The 13,324-nt window shown below is 63.6% G+C and carries 12 protein-coding genes; all 12 read left to right on the top strand.

Annotated features, from left to right (window positions below; translation table 11 throughout):
* Positions 1 to 16 precede the first annotated feature (16 nt).
* From A4F85_RS24350 to A4F85_RS24295, 12 genes are read left to right on the top strand one after another with little or no spacing between them, the layout of a single operon-like run.
* Positions 17 to 1,270 carry an NADH-quinone oxidoreductase subunit D gene (locus A4F85_RS24350; protein ID WP_013801061.1) on the top strand — a complete coding sequence of 418 codons (1,254 nt, stop codon included), beginning with the start codon at positions 17 to 19 and terminating at the stop codon, positions 1,268 to 1,270.
* Positions 1,267 to 1,758: an NADH-quinone oxidoreductase subunit NuoE gene (gene nuoE, locus A4F85_RS24345; RefSeq protein WP_012206975.1), complete on the top strand. Its 492-nt coding sequence runs from the start codon at positions 1,267 to 1,269 to the stop codon at positions 1,756 to 1,758. The genes A4F85_RS24350 and nuoE overlap by 4 nt, the downstream gene beginning before the upstream one ends.
* Positions 1,755 to 3,113, top strand: coding sequence for an NADH-quinone oxidoreductase subunit NuoF (gene nuoF, locus A4F85_RS24340; protein WP_034396578.1), 1,359 nt, complete (start codon positions 1,755 to 1,757; stop codon positions 3,111 to 3,113). The genes nuoE and nuoF overlap by 4 nt, the downstream gene beginning before the upstream one ends.
* A 15-nt stretch (positions 3,114 to 3,128) precedes the next feature.
* On the top strand, positions 3,129 to 5,252 hold the full coding sequence (gene nuoG / locus A4F85_RS24335; protein ID WP_013801063.1) for an NADH-quinone oxidoreductase subunit NuoG: 2,124 nt from the start codon (positions 3,129 to 3,131) through the stop codon (positions 5,250 to 5,252).
* Positions 5,249 to 6,325 carry an NADH-quinone oxidoreductase subunit NuoH gene (gene nuoH / locus A4F85_RS24330; RefSeq protein WP_013801064.1) on the top strand — a complete coding sequence of 359 codons (1,077 nt, stop codon included), beginning with the start codon at positions 5,249 to 5,251 and terminating at the stop codon, positions 6,323 to 6,325. The genes nuoG and nuoH overlap by 4 nt, the downstream gene beginning before the upstream one ends.
* Positions 6,326 to 6,336: 11 nt before the next feature.
* The gene (gene nuoI, locus A4F85_RS24325) at positions 6,337 to 6,846 is read left to right on the top strand and encodes an NADH-quinone oxidoreductase subunit NuoI (RefSeq protein ID WP_012206971.1); all 510 of its coding nucleotides are present in this window, start codon (positions 6,337 to 6,339) and stop codon (positions 6,844 to 6,846) included.
* A 34-nt stretch (positions 6,847 to 6,880) separates the two neighbouring features.
* Positions 6,881 to 7,549, top strand: coding sequence for an NADH-quinone oxidoreductase subunit J (locus tag A4F85_RS24320; protein ID WP_012206970.1), 669 nt, complete (start codon positions 6,881 to 6,883; stop codon positions 7,547 to 7,549).
* Positions 7,546 to 7,854, top strand: a complete 309-nt coding sequence (nuoK, locus tag A4F85_RS24315) for an NADH-quinone oxidoreductase subunit NuoK (protein ID WP_012206969.1) — start codon at positions 7,546 to 7,548, stop codon at positions 7,852 to 7,854. The genes A4F85_RS24320 and nuoK overlap by 4 nt, the downstream gene beginning before the upstream one ends.
* Positions 7,855 to 7,883: 29 nt before the next feature.
* Entirely contained in the window at positions 7,884 to 9,923 is a 2,040-nt protein-coding gene (nuoL, locus tag A4F85_RS24310) for an NADH-quinone oxidoreductase subunit L (RefSeq protein ID WP_013801065.1), read from the top strand.
* 16 nt (positions 9,924 to 9,939) lie between these two features.
* Positions 9,940 to 11,415 (top strand): NADH-quinone oxidoreductase subunit M, encoded by a 1,476-nt coding sequence (locus A4F85_RS24305; RefSeq protein ID WP_012206967.1) that lies wholly within the window; start codon positions 9,940 to 9,942, stop codon positions 11,413 to 11,415.
* A gap of 24 nt (positions 11,416 to 11,439) precedes the next feature.
* Positions 11,440 to 12,933, top strand: coding sequence for an NADH-quinone oxidoreductase subunit NuoN (gene nuoN, locus A4F85_RS24300; protein WP_063328101.1), 1,494 nt, complete (start codon positions 11,440 to 11,442; stop codon positions 12,931 to 12,933).
* Between the two features lie 55 nt (positions 12,934 to 12,988).
* The gene (locus tag A4F85_RS24295; protein WP_012206965.1) at positions 12,989 to 13,294 is read left to right on the top strand and encodes a DUF2818 family protein; all 306 of its coding nucleotides are present in this window, start codon (positions 12,989 to 12,991) and stop codon (positions 13,292 to 13,294) included.
* Positions 13,295 to 13,324 lie beyond the last annotated feature (30 nt).

Raw genomic sequence — 13,324 nt, 5'->3', positions numbered from 1 at the left:
TTTTTGATGGACGACCATGGCTGAAATCAAGAACTATTCCCTGAACTTTGGTCCGCAGCACCCGGCAGCGCACGGCGTGCTGCGCCTGGTGCTGGAACTCGACGGTGAAGTGGTGCAGCGCGCAGACCCGCACATCGGTCTGCTGCACCGTGCGACAGAAAAACTGGCAGAGAGCAAGACCTACATCCAGTCGCTGCCCTATATGGACCGGCTGGACTACGTGTCCATGATGTGCAACGAGCACGCCTACTGCCTGGCCATCGAGAAGCTGCTGGGCATCGAGGTGCCCATCCGCGCCCAGTACATCCGCGTGATGTATTCGGAGATCACCCGCATCATGAATCACCTGATGTGGCTGGGCTCCAGCGGCAACGATGCGGGCAGCTCCACGACGCTGATCTACACCTTCCGTGAGCGCGAAGACCTCATGGACATGTACGAGGCGGTTTCGGGCGCCCGCATGCACGCGGCCTACTTCCGTCCGGGCGGCGTCTACCGCGACCTGCCCGACACCATGCCGCAGTACAAGGCCAGCAAGGTGCGCAATGCGCGCTCGGTCGAGATCATGAACCGCAACCGCCACGGCTCGTTGCTGGACTTCATCGACGACTTCACGCAGCGCTTCCCCAAGTGCGCGGACGAGTACGAGACCCTGCTGACCGACAACCGCATCTGGAAGCAGCGCAACGTGGACATCGGCGTGGTGACGGCCGAGCGTGCCATGAACCTGGGCCTGACCGGCCCCATGCTGCGTGCCTCCGGCGTGGCCTGGGACATGCGCAAGTCGCAGCCCTACGAGGTCTATGACCGCATGGACTTCGACGTGCCCGTGGGCAAGACCGGCGACTGCTACGACCGCTACTTGGTGCGCGTGGCCGAAATGCGCCAGTCCAACCGCATCATCAAGCAGTGCGTGGACTGGCTGCGTGCCAACCCGGGCCCGGTGATCGTGGACAACCACAAGATTGCCCCGCCGCCGCGCGAAGGCATGAAGTCCAACATGGAAGAGCTGATCCACCACTTCAAGCTCTTCACCGAAGGTTTCCGCGTGCCCGAAGGCGAGGCTTACGCGGCCATCGAACACCCCAAGGGGGAGTTCGGCATCTACATCGTGAGCGATGGGGCCAACAAGCCCTACCGCCTGAAGATCCGTCCGCCGGGATTCGCCAATCTGTCCGCCATGGACGAAATGTGCCGAGGCCACATGCTGGCCGACGCCGTGATGGTGCTGAGTACCCTGGACATCGTGTTTGGAGACGTTGACCGATGATTACCGAAGCGACCAAGGAGCGCTTTGCGCGCGAGGTGGCCAAGTACCCGGCCGACCAGAAGCAGTCTGCCGTGATGGCCTGCCTGTCCATCGTGCAGCAGGAGCAGGGCTGGGTCAGCGCCGAGAGCGAGGCCGTGATTGCCGAGTTCCTGGGCATGGCCGAGATCGCGGTGCACGAAGTCACCACGTTCTACAACATGTACAACCAGCGCCCCACGGGCACGTACAAGCTGAACGTCTGCACCAACCTGCCTTGCCAGCTGCGCGACGGCTACAAGGCGCTGCACCATCTGGAATCCCGCCTGGGCATCAAGATGGGCGAGACCACGCCTGACGGCATGTTCACGCTGCAGCAGTCCGAGTGCCTGGGCGCCTGCGCGGATTCGCCGGTGATGCTGGTGAACGACCGCTGCATGTGCAGCTTCATGAGCAACGAAAAGCTCGACGAATTGATCGACGGCCTGCGCGCCGCGGAGGGCAAGGCATGAACGCCGCCGCACAATCGGTCCTGGCCAAGTTTGCCTCTTCGGGCAGCGAGACCTGCTTTCACGACCGCCACATCAATCCGCAGATCTATGCCGACCTGACCGGCGCCAACTGGTCCATCAAGGACTACGAGGCACGCGGCGGCTACCAGGCGCTGCGCAAGATCCTGGGCAAGGATGGCAGCGAAGGCCTGACCCAGGACCAGGTGATCGCCACCGTCAAGGAATCGGGCCTGCGTGGCCGCGGCGGCGCAGGTTTCCCCACGGGCCTGAAGTGGAGCTTCATGCCCCGCCAGTTCCCGGGCCAGAAGCACCTGGTCTGCAACTCGGACGAAGGCGAGCCTGGCACCTGCAAGGACCGCGACATCCTGGTGCACAACCCGCACATCGTGATCGAGGGCATGATCATCGCCGCCTACGCGATGGGCATCTCCCTGGGCTACAACTACATCCACGGCGAAATCTTCGAAGCCTATGAGCGCTTCGAGGCCGCGCTGGAGGAAGCCCGCGCCGCCGGCTACCTGGGTGACAACATCATGGGCAGCAGCTTCAGCTTCCAGCTGCACGCGCACCATGGCTTCGGCGCCTACATCTGCGGCGAAGAGACGGCGCTGCTGGAGTCGCTGGAAGGCAAGAAGGGCCAGCCGCGCTTCAAGCCGCCGTTCCCGGCCAGCTTCGGCCTGTACGGCAAGCCGACCACCATCAACAACACCGAAACCTTTGCGGCCGTTCCCTGGATCATCCGCAACGGCGGCGCTGCGTACCTGGAGTGCGGCAAGCCCAACAACGGCGGCACCAAGATCTTCTCGGTCAGCGGCGACGTGAACCTGCCCGGCAACTACGAAGTGCCGCTGGGCACGCCCTTCAGCAAGCTGCTGGAGCTGGCCGGCGGCGTGCGCACGGGCCGCAAGCTCAAGGCGGTGATCCCCGGTGGATCGTCCTCGCCCGTGCTGCCGGCTGACATCATCATGGAATGCACGATGGACTACGATTCCATCGCCAAGGCCGGCTCCATGCTGGGCTCGGGCGCCGTGATCGTGATGGACGACTCGCGCGACATGGTCGAGAGCCTGCTGCGCCTGTCCTACTTCTACCAGCACGAGTCCTGCGGCCAGTGCACCCCCTGCCGCGAAGGCACGGGCTGGCTGTGGCGCGTGGTCAACCGAATCGAGCACGGCGAAGGCCGTCCTGAAGACATCGAGCTGTTGGACTCGGTGTCCGTGAACATCATGGGGCGCACGATCTGTGCGCTGGGCGATGCGGCAGCGATGCCGGTGCGCGCCATGATCAAGCACTTCCGCCACGAGTTTGAAGCGAAGATCCAGAACGCTTCCAAGCAGACGGTCCACGCCGCCTGATCGCGAGAAAAGCATATGGTTGAAATTGAACTGGACGGAAAAAAGGTGGAGGTCGCCGAAGGCTGCATGGTCATGCATGCAGCCGAGAAGGCAGGCACCTACATCCCGCATTTCTGCTATCACAAGAAACTTTCCATCGCCGCCAACTGCCGCATGTGCCTGGTGGATGTGGAAAAAGCCCCCAAGCCCATGCCCGCCTGCGCCACGCCCGTGACGCAGGGCATGATCGTGCGCACCAAGAGCGAGAAGGCGATCAAGGCACAGCAATCGGTGATGGAGTTCCTGCTCATCAATCACCCGCTGGACTGCCCGATCTGCGACCAGGGCGGCGAATGCCAGCTGCAGGATCTGGCCGTGGGCTACGGAAGCTCCGCCTCGCGCTACGAGGAAGAAAAGCGCGTGGTCTTCCACAAGGACGTGGGCCCGCTGATCTCCATGCAGGAGATGAGCCGTTGCATCCACTGCACCCGCTGCGTGCGCTTCGGACAGGAAGTGTCCGGCGTGATGGAGCTGGGCATGATCAACCGCGGCGAGCACTCCGAGATCACCACGGTGGTGGGCGATACGGTGGACTCCGAGCTGTCGGGCAACATGATCGACATCTGCCCCGTGGGCGCGCTGACGAGCAAGCCCTTCCGCTACAGCGCCCGCACCTGGGAGCTGTCGCGCCGCAAGTCGGTCTCGCCCCATGATTCCACGGGTGCCAACCTCATCGTCCAGGTCAAGAACCACAAGGTTCTGCGCGTCGTGCCCTTCGAGAACGAAGAGGTCAACGAGTGCTGGATCGCCGACCGCGATCGCTTCTCCTACGAAGCCCTGAACAGCGACGAACGCCTGACCCGCCCCATGCTCAAGCAAGGCGGCGAGTGGAAGGAAGTCGATTGGCAGACCGCCCTCGAATACGTGGCCAACGGCCTGCGCCAGATCAAGAACGACCATGGCGCCTCCGCCATCGGTTCGCTGGTCAGCCCGCACAGCACGCTGGAAGAGCTGTACCTGGCAGGCAAGCTGGTGCGTGGCCTGGGCAGCGAGAACATCGACTACCGCCTGCGCAATGCCGAGTTCACCGCCGCCCAGGGCGTGCAGTGGCTGGGCACGCCCATCGCGTCGCTGTCCAAGCTGCAAGGCGTCCTGGTGCTGGGCTCCAACCTGCGCAAGGACCATCCGCTGTTCGCGCAGCGCATCCGCCAGGCGGCCAAGCAGGGCTGCGCCGTGCTCGCCATCAATGAGCGTGTCTACGACTGGGCCATGCCGGTGACGGCGTCCATCGTGGCTGCCCCGGACTGGGCCCAGGCGCTGGCCGATGTGGCCGCCGCCGTGGCGCAGGAAAAGGGCGTTGCCGCTCCCGTGGCCGCCGCCGACGTGCATGCCGAGGCCCAGGCCATCGCTGCCGCGCTGCTGCGCGGCGAGCGCAAGGCCATCTTGCTGGGCAATGCCGCTGCGCACCACGCACAGGCATCGACCCTGCTGTCGCTGGCCAACTGGATTGCCGAGCAGACCGGCGCCTCGGTCGGCTACCTGACCGAAGCCGCCAACACGGTGGGCGCACAGTGGGTGGGCGCACAGCCTGCCGCCTCGGGCCTGAACGCAGGCCAGATGCTGGCCGGCGGCCTCAAGGCCGTGCTGCTGCTGAACAACGAACCCGTGTTCGACTCCGCTGCCGGCGCCCGCGCCGCAGAGGCACTGGGCAAGGCCGAGATGGTCGTGACCCTGAGCCCCTTCAAGGCCAACATGGAATTCAGCGACGTGCTGCTGCCCATCGCCCCGTTCACGGAAACCTCGGGCAGCTTCGTCAACGCCGAAGGCCGCCTGCAGAGCTTCCACGCCGTGGTCAAGCCGCTGGCCGAAGCCCGTCCGGGCTGGAAGGTGCTGCGCGTGCTGGCCAACCTGCTGGGCGTGCAGGGCGTGGACTACGAGACGTCACAGGACGTGCTCGCAGCCGCCACGGCCGCTGCCACCAGCGTGCCTGCCAACCTGCTGGGCAACGGTGCTCCTGCCGTGAATTCCATCGCCAACGGTGCCGGCCATGCCGCGCCCGTGGTGGCCAGCATTTATCAGCTCGACAGCATCGTGCGCCGCGCGACATCGCTGCAACTGACGGCAGATGCACGTCAGGCTCGTGAGGGAGGCGCCGCATGATTGACGCACTCAAGACGGCCGGTGCCGGCCTGATCGCCGCACCCTGGTGGACCGACGTGGCCTGGCCCGTGCTCTGGATCCTGCTGGGCATCGTTGCCATCGTCGCCCCGCTGATGGGCGCCGTGGCCTACCTGACGCTGTGGGAGCGCAAGCTGCTGGGCTTCATGCAGGTTCGCATGGGTCCCAACCGCGTGGGTCCTTTCGGTCTGCTGCAGCCCCTGGCCGACGGCCTGAAGCTGTTGACCAAGGAACTGATCCAGCCCACGGCTGCTGCCAAGGGCCTGTTCTACGTGGGCCCGGTGATGGCCATCATGCCCGCCCTGGCGGCATGGGTGGCTATCCCCTTCGGTCCCGACGTGGCCCTGGCCAACGTCAATGCCGGCCTGCTGCTGATCATGGCCATCACGTCCATCGAAGTCTATGGCGTGATCATTGCGGGCTGGGCCTCCAACTCCAAGTACGCCTTCCTGGGCGCGCTGCGTGCCTCGGCACAGATGGTCAGCTATGAAATCGCGCTGGGCTTCTGCTTCCTGGTGGTGATCATGGTCACGGGCAGCATGAACCTGACGCAGATCGTGCTGAGCCAGGGCCAGGGCCAATTCGCCAGCATGGGTGTCAGCGTCCTGTCGTGGAACTGGCTGCCGCTGCTGCCGATCTTCGTGGTCTACCTGATCTCGGCCGTGGCCGAGACCAACCGCCACCCCTTCGACGTGGTCGAAGGCGAAGCCGAAATCGTGGCCGGCCACATGGTCGAGTACTCGGGCATGGGCTTTGCCATCTTCTTCCTGGCCGAATACGCCAGCATGTGGCTGGTGTCCATCCTGGCCGTGGTGATGTTCCTGGGCGGCTGGCTGCCTCCGTTCGACTTCCTGTCGTTCATCCCCGGATGGATCTGGCTGGCGGCGAAGACTTTCCTGGTCGTGTCCATGTTCATCTGGATCCGTGCCACCTTCCCGCGCTTTCGCTATGACCAGATCATGCGTCTGGGCTGGAAGATCTTCATTCCCGTCACCCTGGTGTGGCTGGTCGTCGTGGGTGGCTGGATGCACTCGCCTTGGAACATCTGGAACTGAGCGGAGCAAGAATGTCTGCGGTTGCTGCTACCCCATTTTCGATCAAAGATTTCCTCAAGAGCTTCATGCTCTGGGAACTGGCCAAGGGCATGGCCCTGACTGGCCGCTACACCTTCCGCCGCAAGGTCACGGTGCAGTTCCCCGAGGAAAAGACACCCCTGTCGCCGCGTTTTCGCGGTCTGCACGCCCTGCGCCGTTATGACAACGGCGAAGAGCGCTGCATTGCCTGCAAGCTGTGCGAGGCGGTGTGCCCGGCCATGGCCATCACCATCGAGTCCGATGTGCGTGACGACGGCTCGCGCCGCACCACGCGCTACGACATCGACCTGACCAAGTGCATCTTCTGCGGCTTCTGCGAGGAAAGCTGCCCGGTGGACTCGATCGTCGAGACGCATATCTTCGAATATCACGGAGAAAAGCGCGGCGACCTGTACTTCACCAAGGACATGCTGCTGGCCGTTGGCGATCGCTACGAACCCGAGATTGCCGCCGCCAAGGCTGCGGACGCCAAGTACCGCTGAAGCGGCTCCTTGATCACTTGAAAAGATTCGATCCATGGACGCCAAAACTGGTTTCTTCTATCTGTTCTCGGTCGTGCTGCTGTTTGCAGCCTTCCGGGTCGTCACGGCACGCAACCCCGTGCATGCCGTGCTCAACCTGATCCTGGCCTTCTCGCAGGCTGCCGGCATCTGGCTTCTGCTCAAGGCCGAGTTCCTGGGCGTGACCCTGGTGCTGGTCTACCTGGGCGCCGTGATGGTGCTGTTCCTGTTCGTGGTGATGATGCTGGACATCCGCATCGACGCCGTGCGCCAGGGGTTCTGGAAGCATTTCCCCTTCGCTGCCCTGATCGGTGCACTGATTGCCTTTGAAATGGGCATGGTGCTGATGGGCGGCTTCAGCGGCGTCGAGGAGCCCAAGGCCATTGCGGCCACGGTCAACGCTGCCGGCCAGACCGTGCAGTACTCCAACACCCAGGCCCTGGGCAAGCTGCTGTACACCGAATACCTGTACCCCGTCGAGATCGCTGCCGTGATCCTGCTGGTGGCCATGATTGCCGCCATCGCCCTGACCCTGCGCAAGCGCAAGGACAGCAAGGCAGTGAACCCGGCCCAGCAGATCCGCGTGCGCGCAAAGGATCGCCTCGAGCTGGTCAAGGTGCCGGTCACCCAGGCGCCGCAGGCACCGGCCGCCGAGGCAACCCCCGCCGTGGAGACAAAAGCATGACGTTGACTTTGGGCCATTATTTGACGCTGGGCGCCATGCTGTTCGCGCTCTCCGTCGTTGGCATTTTTCTGAACCGCAAGAACCTGATCGTGCTGCTGATGGCCATCGAGCTGATGCTCCTGGCCGTCAACACCAACTTCGTGGCGTTCTCCAGCTATCTGGGTGACATGCACGGCCAGGTGTTCGTGTTCTTCATCCTGACAGTGGCAGCCGCCGAGTCGGCCATCGGTCTGGCGATCCTGGTGCTTCTGTTCCGCAACAAGACCAGCATCAATGCGGAAGATCTCAACTCCCTCAAGGGTTGAGTCCGCCGTAACTTGCAAGGTTCTTAAGAATGAGTCAAACACTCTCTGCATCCATGCTCCTGGCGGTGCCGCTGGCACCGCTGGCGGGCTCCGTGCTCGCGGGCATCTGGGGCACGGCCTTCGGCGGCAACAAGATCGGTCGCGGCGGCAGCCATACCCTCACCATCGCGGGCGTGCTGATCGCCTTCATCCTGTCGGCCATCACGTTCAACAGCGTGATCTTCGACGGCGCGCGTTTCGACCAGTCCATCTACACCTGGATGGAAATCGGCGGCCTGAAGATGGAGGTCGGTTTCCTGATCGACAGCATCACGGCCATGATGATGTGCGTGGTGACCTTCGTGTCGCTGATGGTGCACATCTACACCATCGGCTACATGCAGGAAGATGACGGCTACAACCGTTTCTTCTCCTACATCTCGCTGTTCACCTTCTCCATGTTGATGCTCGTCATGAGCAACAACCTGCTGCAGCTGTTCTTCGGCTGGGAAGCCGTGGGCCTGGTGTCCTACCTGCTGATCGGCTTCTACTACAACAAGCCCACGGCCATCTTCGCCAACATGAAGGCCTTCCTGGTCAACCGTGTGGGTGACTTCGGCTTCATCCTGGGCATCGGCCTGATCGCTGCCTACACCGGCACCATGAACTACGGCGAAATCTTCGCCAAGCTGCCCGAGATCCAGAACACCCTGCTGCCGGGCACCGGCTGGCTGCTGGTGACGGTGACGGCCATCTGCCTGTTCATCGGCGCCATGGGCAAGTCGGCACAGTTCCCGCTGCACGCCTGGCTGCCCGATTCGATGGAAGGCCCGACCCCCATCTCGGCACTGATCCACGCCGCCACCATGGTGACGGCCGGCATCTTCATGGTCTCGCGCATGTCGCCGCTGTACGAGCTGTCCGACACCGCACTGAGCTTCATCCTGGTGATCGGCTCCATCACGGCGCTGTTCATGGGCGTGCTGGGCATCATCCAGAACGACATCAAGCGCGTGATCGCGTACTCCACGCTGTCGCAGCTGGGCTACATGACCGTGGCCCTGGGCGCCTCGGCCTACTCGGTGGCCGTGTTCCACCTGATGACCCACGCCTTCTTCAAGGCCCTGCTGTTCCTTGGCGCCGGCTCGGTGATCATGGGCATGCACCACAACCAGGACATCCGCTGGATGGGCGGTGTGCGCAAGTACATGCCCATCACCTGGATCACCTTCCTGCTGGGCAACCTGGCTCTGATCGGTACGCCGTTCTTCTCGGGCTTCTACTCGAAGGACGCCATCATCGAAGCCGTGCACGCCACGAACCTGCCGGGCGCAGGCTTCGCGAACTTCGCGGTGCTGGCCGGCGTGTTCATCACGGCCTTCTACTCCTTCCGCCTGTACTTCATCGTCTTCCACGGCAAGGAGCGCTACGACCAGAACCCGGACGCGCACCACGATGACCATCATGCCCATGACGACCACCACGGCCATGGCCACGATGCCAAGCCGCACGAGTCGCCCCTGGTCGTGACCGGTCCGCTGATGCTGCTGGCCATCCCCTCGGTGGTGATCGGTGCCATCGCGCTGATGCCCATGCTGTTCGGTGACTTCTTCAAGGGCGTGATCCACGTCGATGGCGCAAAGCACGGCGCCATGGCCGAACTGGCCGAGAAGATCCACGGCTGGGTGCCCATGGCACTGCACGGCTTCACGGCCGCGCCGTTCTGGCTGGCACTGGCAGGCGTCGTCGTCTCCTACCTGTTCTACATGGTCAAGCCCGAAGTCCCTGCGGCCATCAAGTCGGCCATGCAGAAGATCGGTGTCTACCAGGCACTGGAAGGCAAGTACGGCGTGGACTGGGTCTACGAAAACATCTTCGCCCGTGGTGCTCGCGCCTTCGGCAGCTTCTTCTGGAAGGTCGGCGACCAGGCCATCATCGATGGCGCCATCGTCAACGGTTCGTGGAAGCTCATCGGCCGCATCGGCCAGTGGGTGCGCAAGCTGCAGTCGGGCTATCTCTATCACTACGCGTTGGTCATGCTGCTGGGCGTGTTCGCTCTCATGACGTATTTCGTGTGGCTCAACAAGTAGTAGAGGAAGAACAAAAATGCATTGGTTGAGTCTTTCAATCTGGGTGCCGATCGCATTCGGCGCCCTCCTGCTGGCCCTGGGCCGCGAGGACCAGGTCAAGGCAGTGCGCTGGCTGGCCCTGGTCGGCGCCCTGGCCGGCCTGGCGGTCACGCTGCCGCTGATCCAGCAGTTCGACAACAGCACGGCTGCGATGCAGTTCGTGGAGAAGGCGCTGTGGATCGAGCGCTTCAACATCTACTACCACCTGGGCGTGGATGGCATCTCGTTCTGGTTCGTGCCGCTGACGGCCTTCATCACCGTGATCGTCGTGATCGCGTCGTGGGAAAACATCACCGAGCGCGTGAACCAGTACATGGGCGCGTTCCTGATCCTGTCCGGCCTGATGGTCGGCGTGTTCAGCGCACTGGACGGCCTGCTGTTCTACGTGTTCTTCGAAGCCACGCTGATCCCGATGTACCTGATCATCGGTATCTGGGGCGGACCCAACCGCATCTACGCGGCCTTCAAGTTCTTCCTGTACACGCTGATGGGTTCGCTGCTGACCCTGATCGCGATCATCTATCTGTACACCCAGTCCGGTGGCAGCTTCGAGATCCTCGACTGGCACAAGCTGCCGCTGTCCATGACGGCCCAGACGCTGATCTTCTTCGCCTTCTTCGCGGCCTTCGCCGTGAAGGTGCCGATGTGGCCGGTGCACACCTGGCTGCCCGACGTGCACGTGGAAGCGCCCACCGGCGGCTCCGCCGTGCTGGCGGCCATCATGCTGAAGCTCGGTGCCTACGGTTTCCTGCGCTTTTCCATGCCCATCGCCCCTGATGCATCGCACAAGTGGGCCTGGCTGGTCATCGCGCTGTCGCTGGTCGCCGTGATCTACGTGGGCGTGGTCGCCCTGGTGCAAAAGGACATGAAGAAGCTGGTGGCCTACTCGTCCGTGGCCCACATGGGCTTCGTGACCCTGGGCTTCTTCATCTTCAACCCGCTGGGCGTTGCCGGCGGCATCGTCCAGATGATTGCCCACGGCTTCGTGTCGGGCGCCATGTTCCTGTGCATCGGCGTGCTCTACGACCGCGTGCACTCGCGTGAAATCGCCTCCTACGGCGGCGTGGTCAACACCATGCCCAAGTTCGCGGCCTTCGCACTGCTGTTCGCCATGGCCAACTGCGGCCTGCCCGCAACGGCCGGCTTCGTGGGCGAGTGGATGGTGATCCTGGGTGCCGTCCAGTACAACTTCTGGATCGGCCTGGGCGCTGCCACGGCGCTGATCTTCGGCGCCGCCTACACCCTGTGGATGTACAAGCGCGTCTACCTGGGTCCGGTCACCAACGACAATGTGCGCGGCCTGACCGACATCGGCAACCGCGAGTTCCTGGTGCTGGGTCTGCTGGCCATCGCCGTGCTGTACATGGGCCTGTATCCCAAGCCCTTCACTGACGTGATGGATGTGTCCGTGGCCGAGCTGCTCAAGCATGTGGCCATGAGCAAGCTGCAGTGACCAGACTGAAACGAGAGAATCGAGATGATTGACAACATCAGCTGGCTGGCCATCTATCCGGAGATCCTTCTCCTGGTCATGGCCTGCGTGATCGCCCTGGTGGACCTGGGCGTCAAAAGCCCGCGCCGCACGGGCACCTATGTTCTGACGCTGCTGACCCTGGGCGTGGTGGCCGTGCTGCAAGGCATGTACGCCTCCAGTGGCAACACCTTCTATGGCTGGGGCAACATGGTGGTCTCCGACGCCATGGGCAACTGGCTCAAGTGCTTCGCCACCGTGGCCATGATGGTCACCCTGGTCTACGGCCGCCCCTACGCCGCCGACCGCGACATGCTGCGCGGCGGCGAGCTGTTCACGCTGGCCATGCTCGCGCTGCTGGGCATGTTCATCATGATCTCGGGCAACAACTTCCTGGTCATCTACCTGGGCCTGGAGCTGCTGACGCTGTCCAGCTACGCCCTGGTGGCCCTGCGCCGCGACCACACGGCGTCGGTCGAGGCCGCGATGAAGTACTTCGTGCTCGGCGCCATGGCCAGCGGCTTCCTGCTGTACGGCATGTCCATGCTCTACGGTGCGACCGGCTCGCTGGACATCGGCCAGGTCTTCAAGGCCATCAACTCGGGCGAGATCAAGCACCAGGTGCTGGTGTTCGGTCTGGTCTTCGTGGTCTCCGGCCTGGCCTTCAAGCTGGGCGTGGTTCCCTTCCACATGTGGGTTCCCGACGTCTACCAGGGCGCTCCCACGGCCATCACCACCATGATCGGTGGCGCGCCCAAGCTGGCCGCCTTCGCCATCGTCATCCGCCTGCTGGTGGACGGCCTGCTGCCGCTGGCCATCGACTGGCAGCAGATGCTGGCGGTGCTTGCCATTGCCTCGCTGCTGGTCGGCAACCTGGCCGGCCTGCAGCAGACCAACCTCAAGCGCATGCTGGCCTACTCGACCATCTCGCAGATGGGCTTCGTGCTGCTGGGCCTGATGTCGGGTGTGTTGGATGGCAAGGTCGATCCGGCCACCATCGAGAACGCCTACAGCTCGGCCATGTTCTACGTGGTGACCTACGTGCTGACCACGCTGGCCGCCTTCGGCGTGATCCAGCTGCTGGCCCGCGAAGGCTTCGAGAGCGAAGAGGTCGCCGACTTTGCCGGCCTCAACCAGCGCAGCCCGCTGTATGCCGGAGTGATGGCTATCTGCCTGTTCTCCATGGCCGGTATCCCTCCCCTGGTGGGCTTCTACGCCAAGCTGTCGGTGCTGCAGGCACTCGTGGCATCGGGCCACAGCCTGTACATCGCGCTGGCCGTGTTTGCCGTGGTCATGTCGCTGATCGGCGCCTTCTACTACCTGCGCGTCGTCAAGGTCATGTACTTTGACGAACCCATCACCGCCACCAGCGTTTCCGCTTCGCTGGACGTGCGCGTGGTGCTGACCCTCAACGGCGCCCTGGTGCTGGGGCTGGGCCTTCTGCCGGGTGGCCTGATGGCCCTGTGCGCCGACGCCGTCGTGCGCGCCCTGGCTTCCTGATCCACTTTCCCGATGCGGGGCCCTGCACGCAGGGCTCCGCGGTGAGGACATCGGCTTGTCGCAAACCGCTTCGATCTGGCTCGTGATATTGGCTGCCCTTGTGGCAGCCAATTTGCCTTTCTTCAACGCCCGCTGGCTTCAGCTGGGGCCGCTGCGCGCCCAGCGCAAGCCGCTGGCCATGTGCCTGCTGGAGATGGTGCTGCTGTACTTCATCGTCGGCGGCGTGGCGCTGCTGCTGGAGCGCCGTGTGGGGCAGATCGCGCCCCAGGGCTGGGAGTTCTATGCCGTCACGGGAGCGTTGTTCCTGACGCTGGCCTTCCCCGGTTTCGTCTATCGTTTCCTGATTCACCGCCGCGGCTGAAGCTGCGGTGCCGGTTGTCTCATGGGTGGG

It is taken from the genome of Delftia sp. GW456-R20, from assembly GCF_001622915.1.
Lineage (GTDB): Bacteria > Pseudomonadota > Gammaproteobacteria > Burkholderiales > Burkholderiaceae_C > Comamonas > Comamonas acidovorans.
This window is presented reverse-complemented; position numbering and strand designations above follow the sequence as displayed.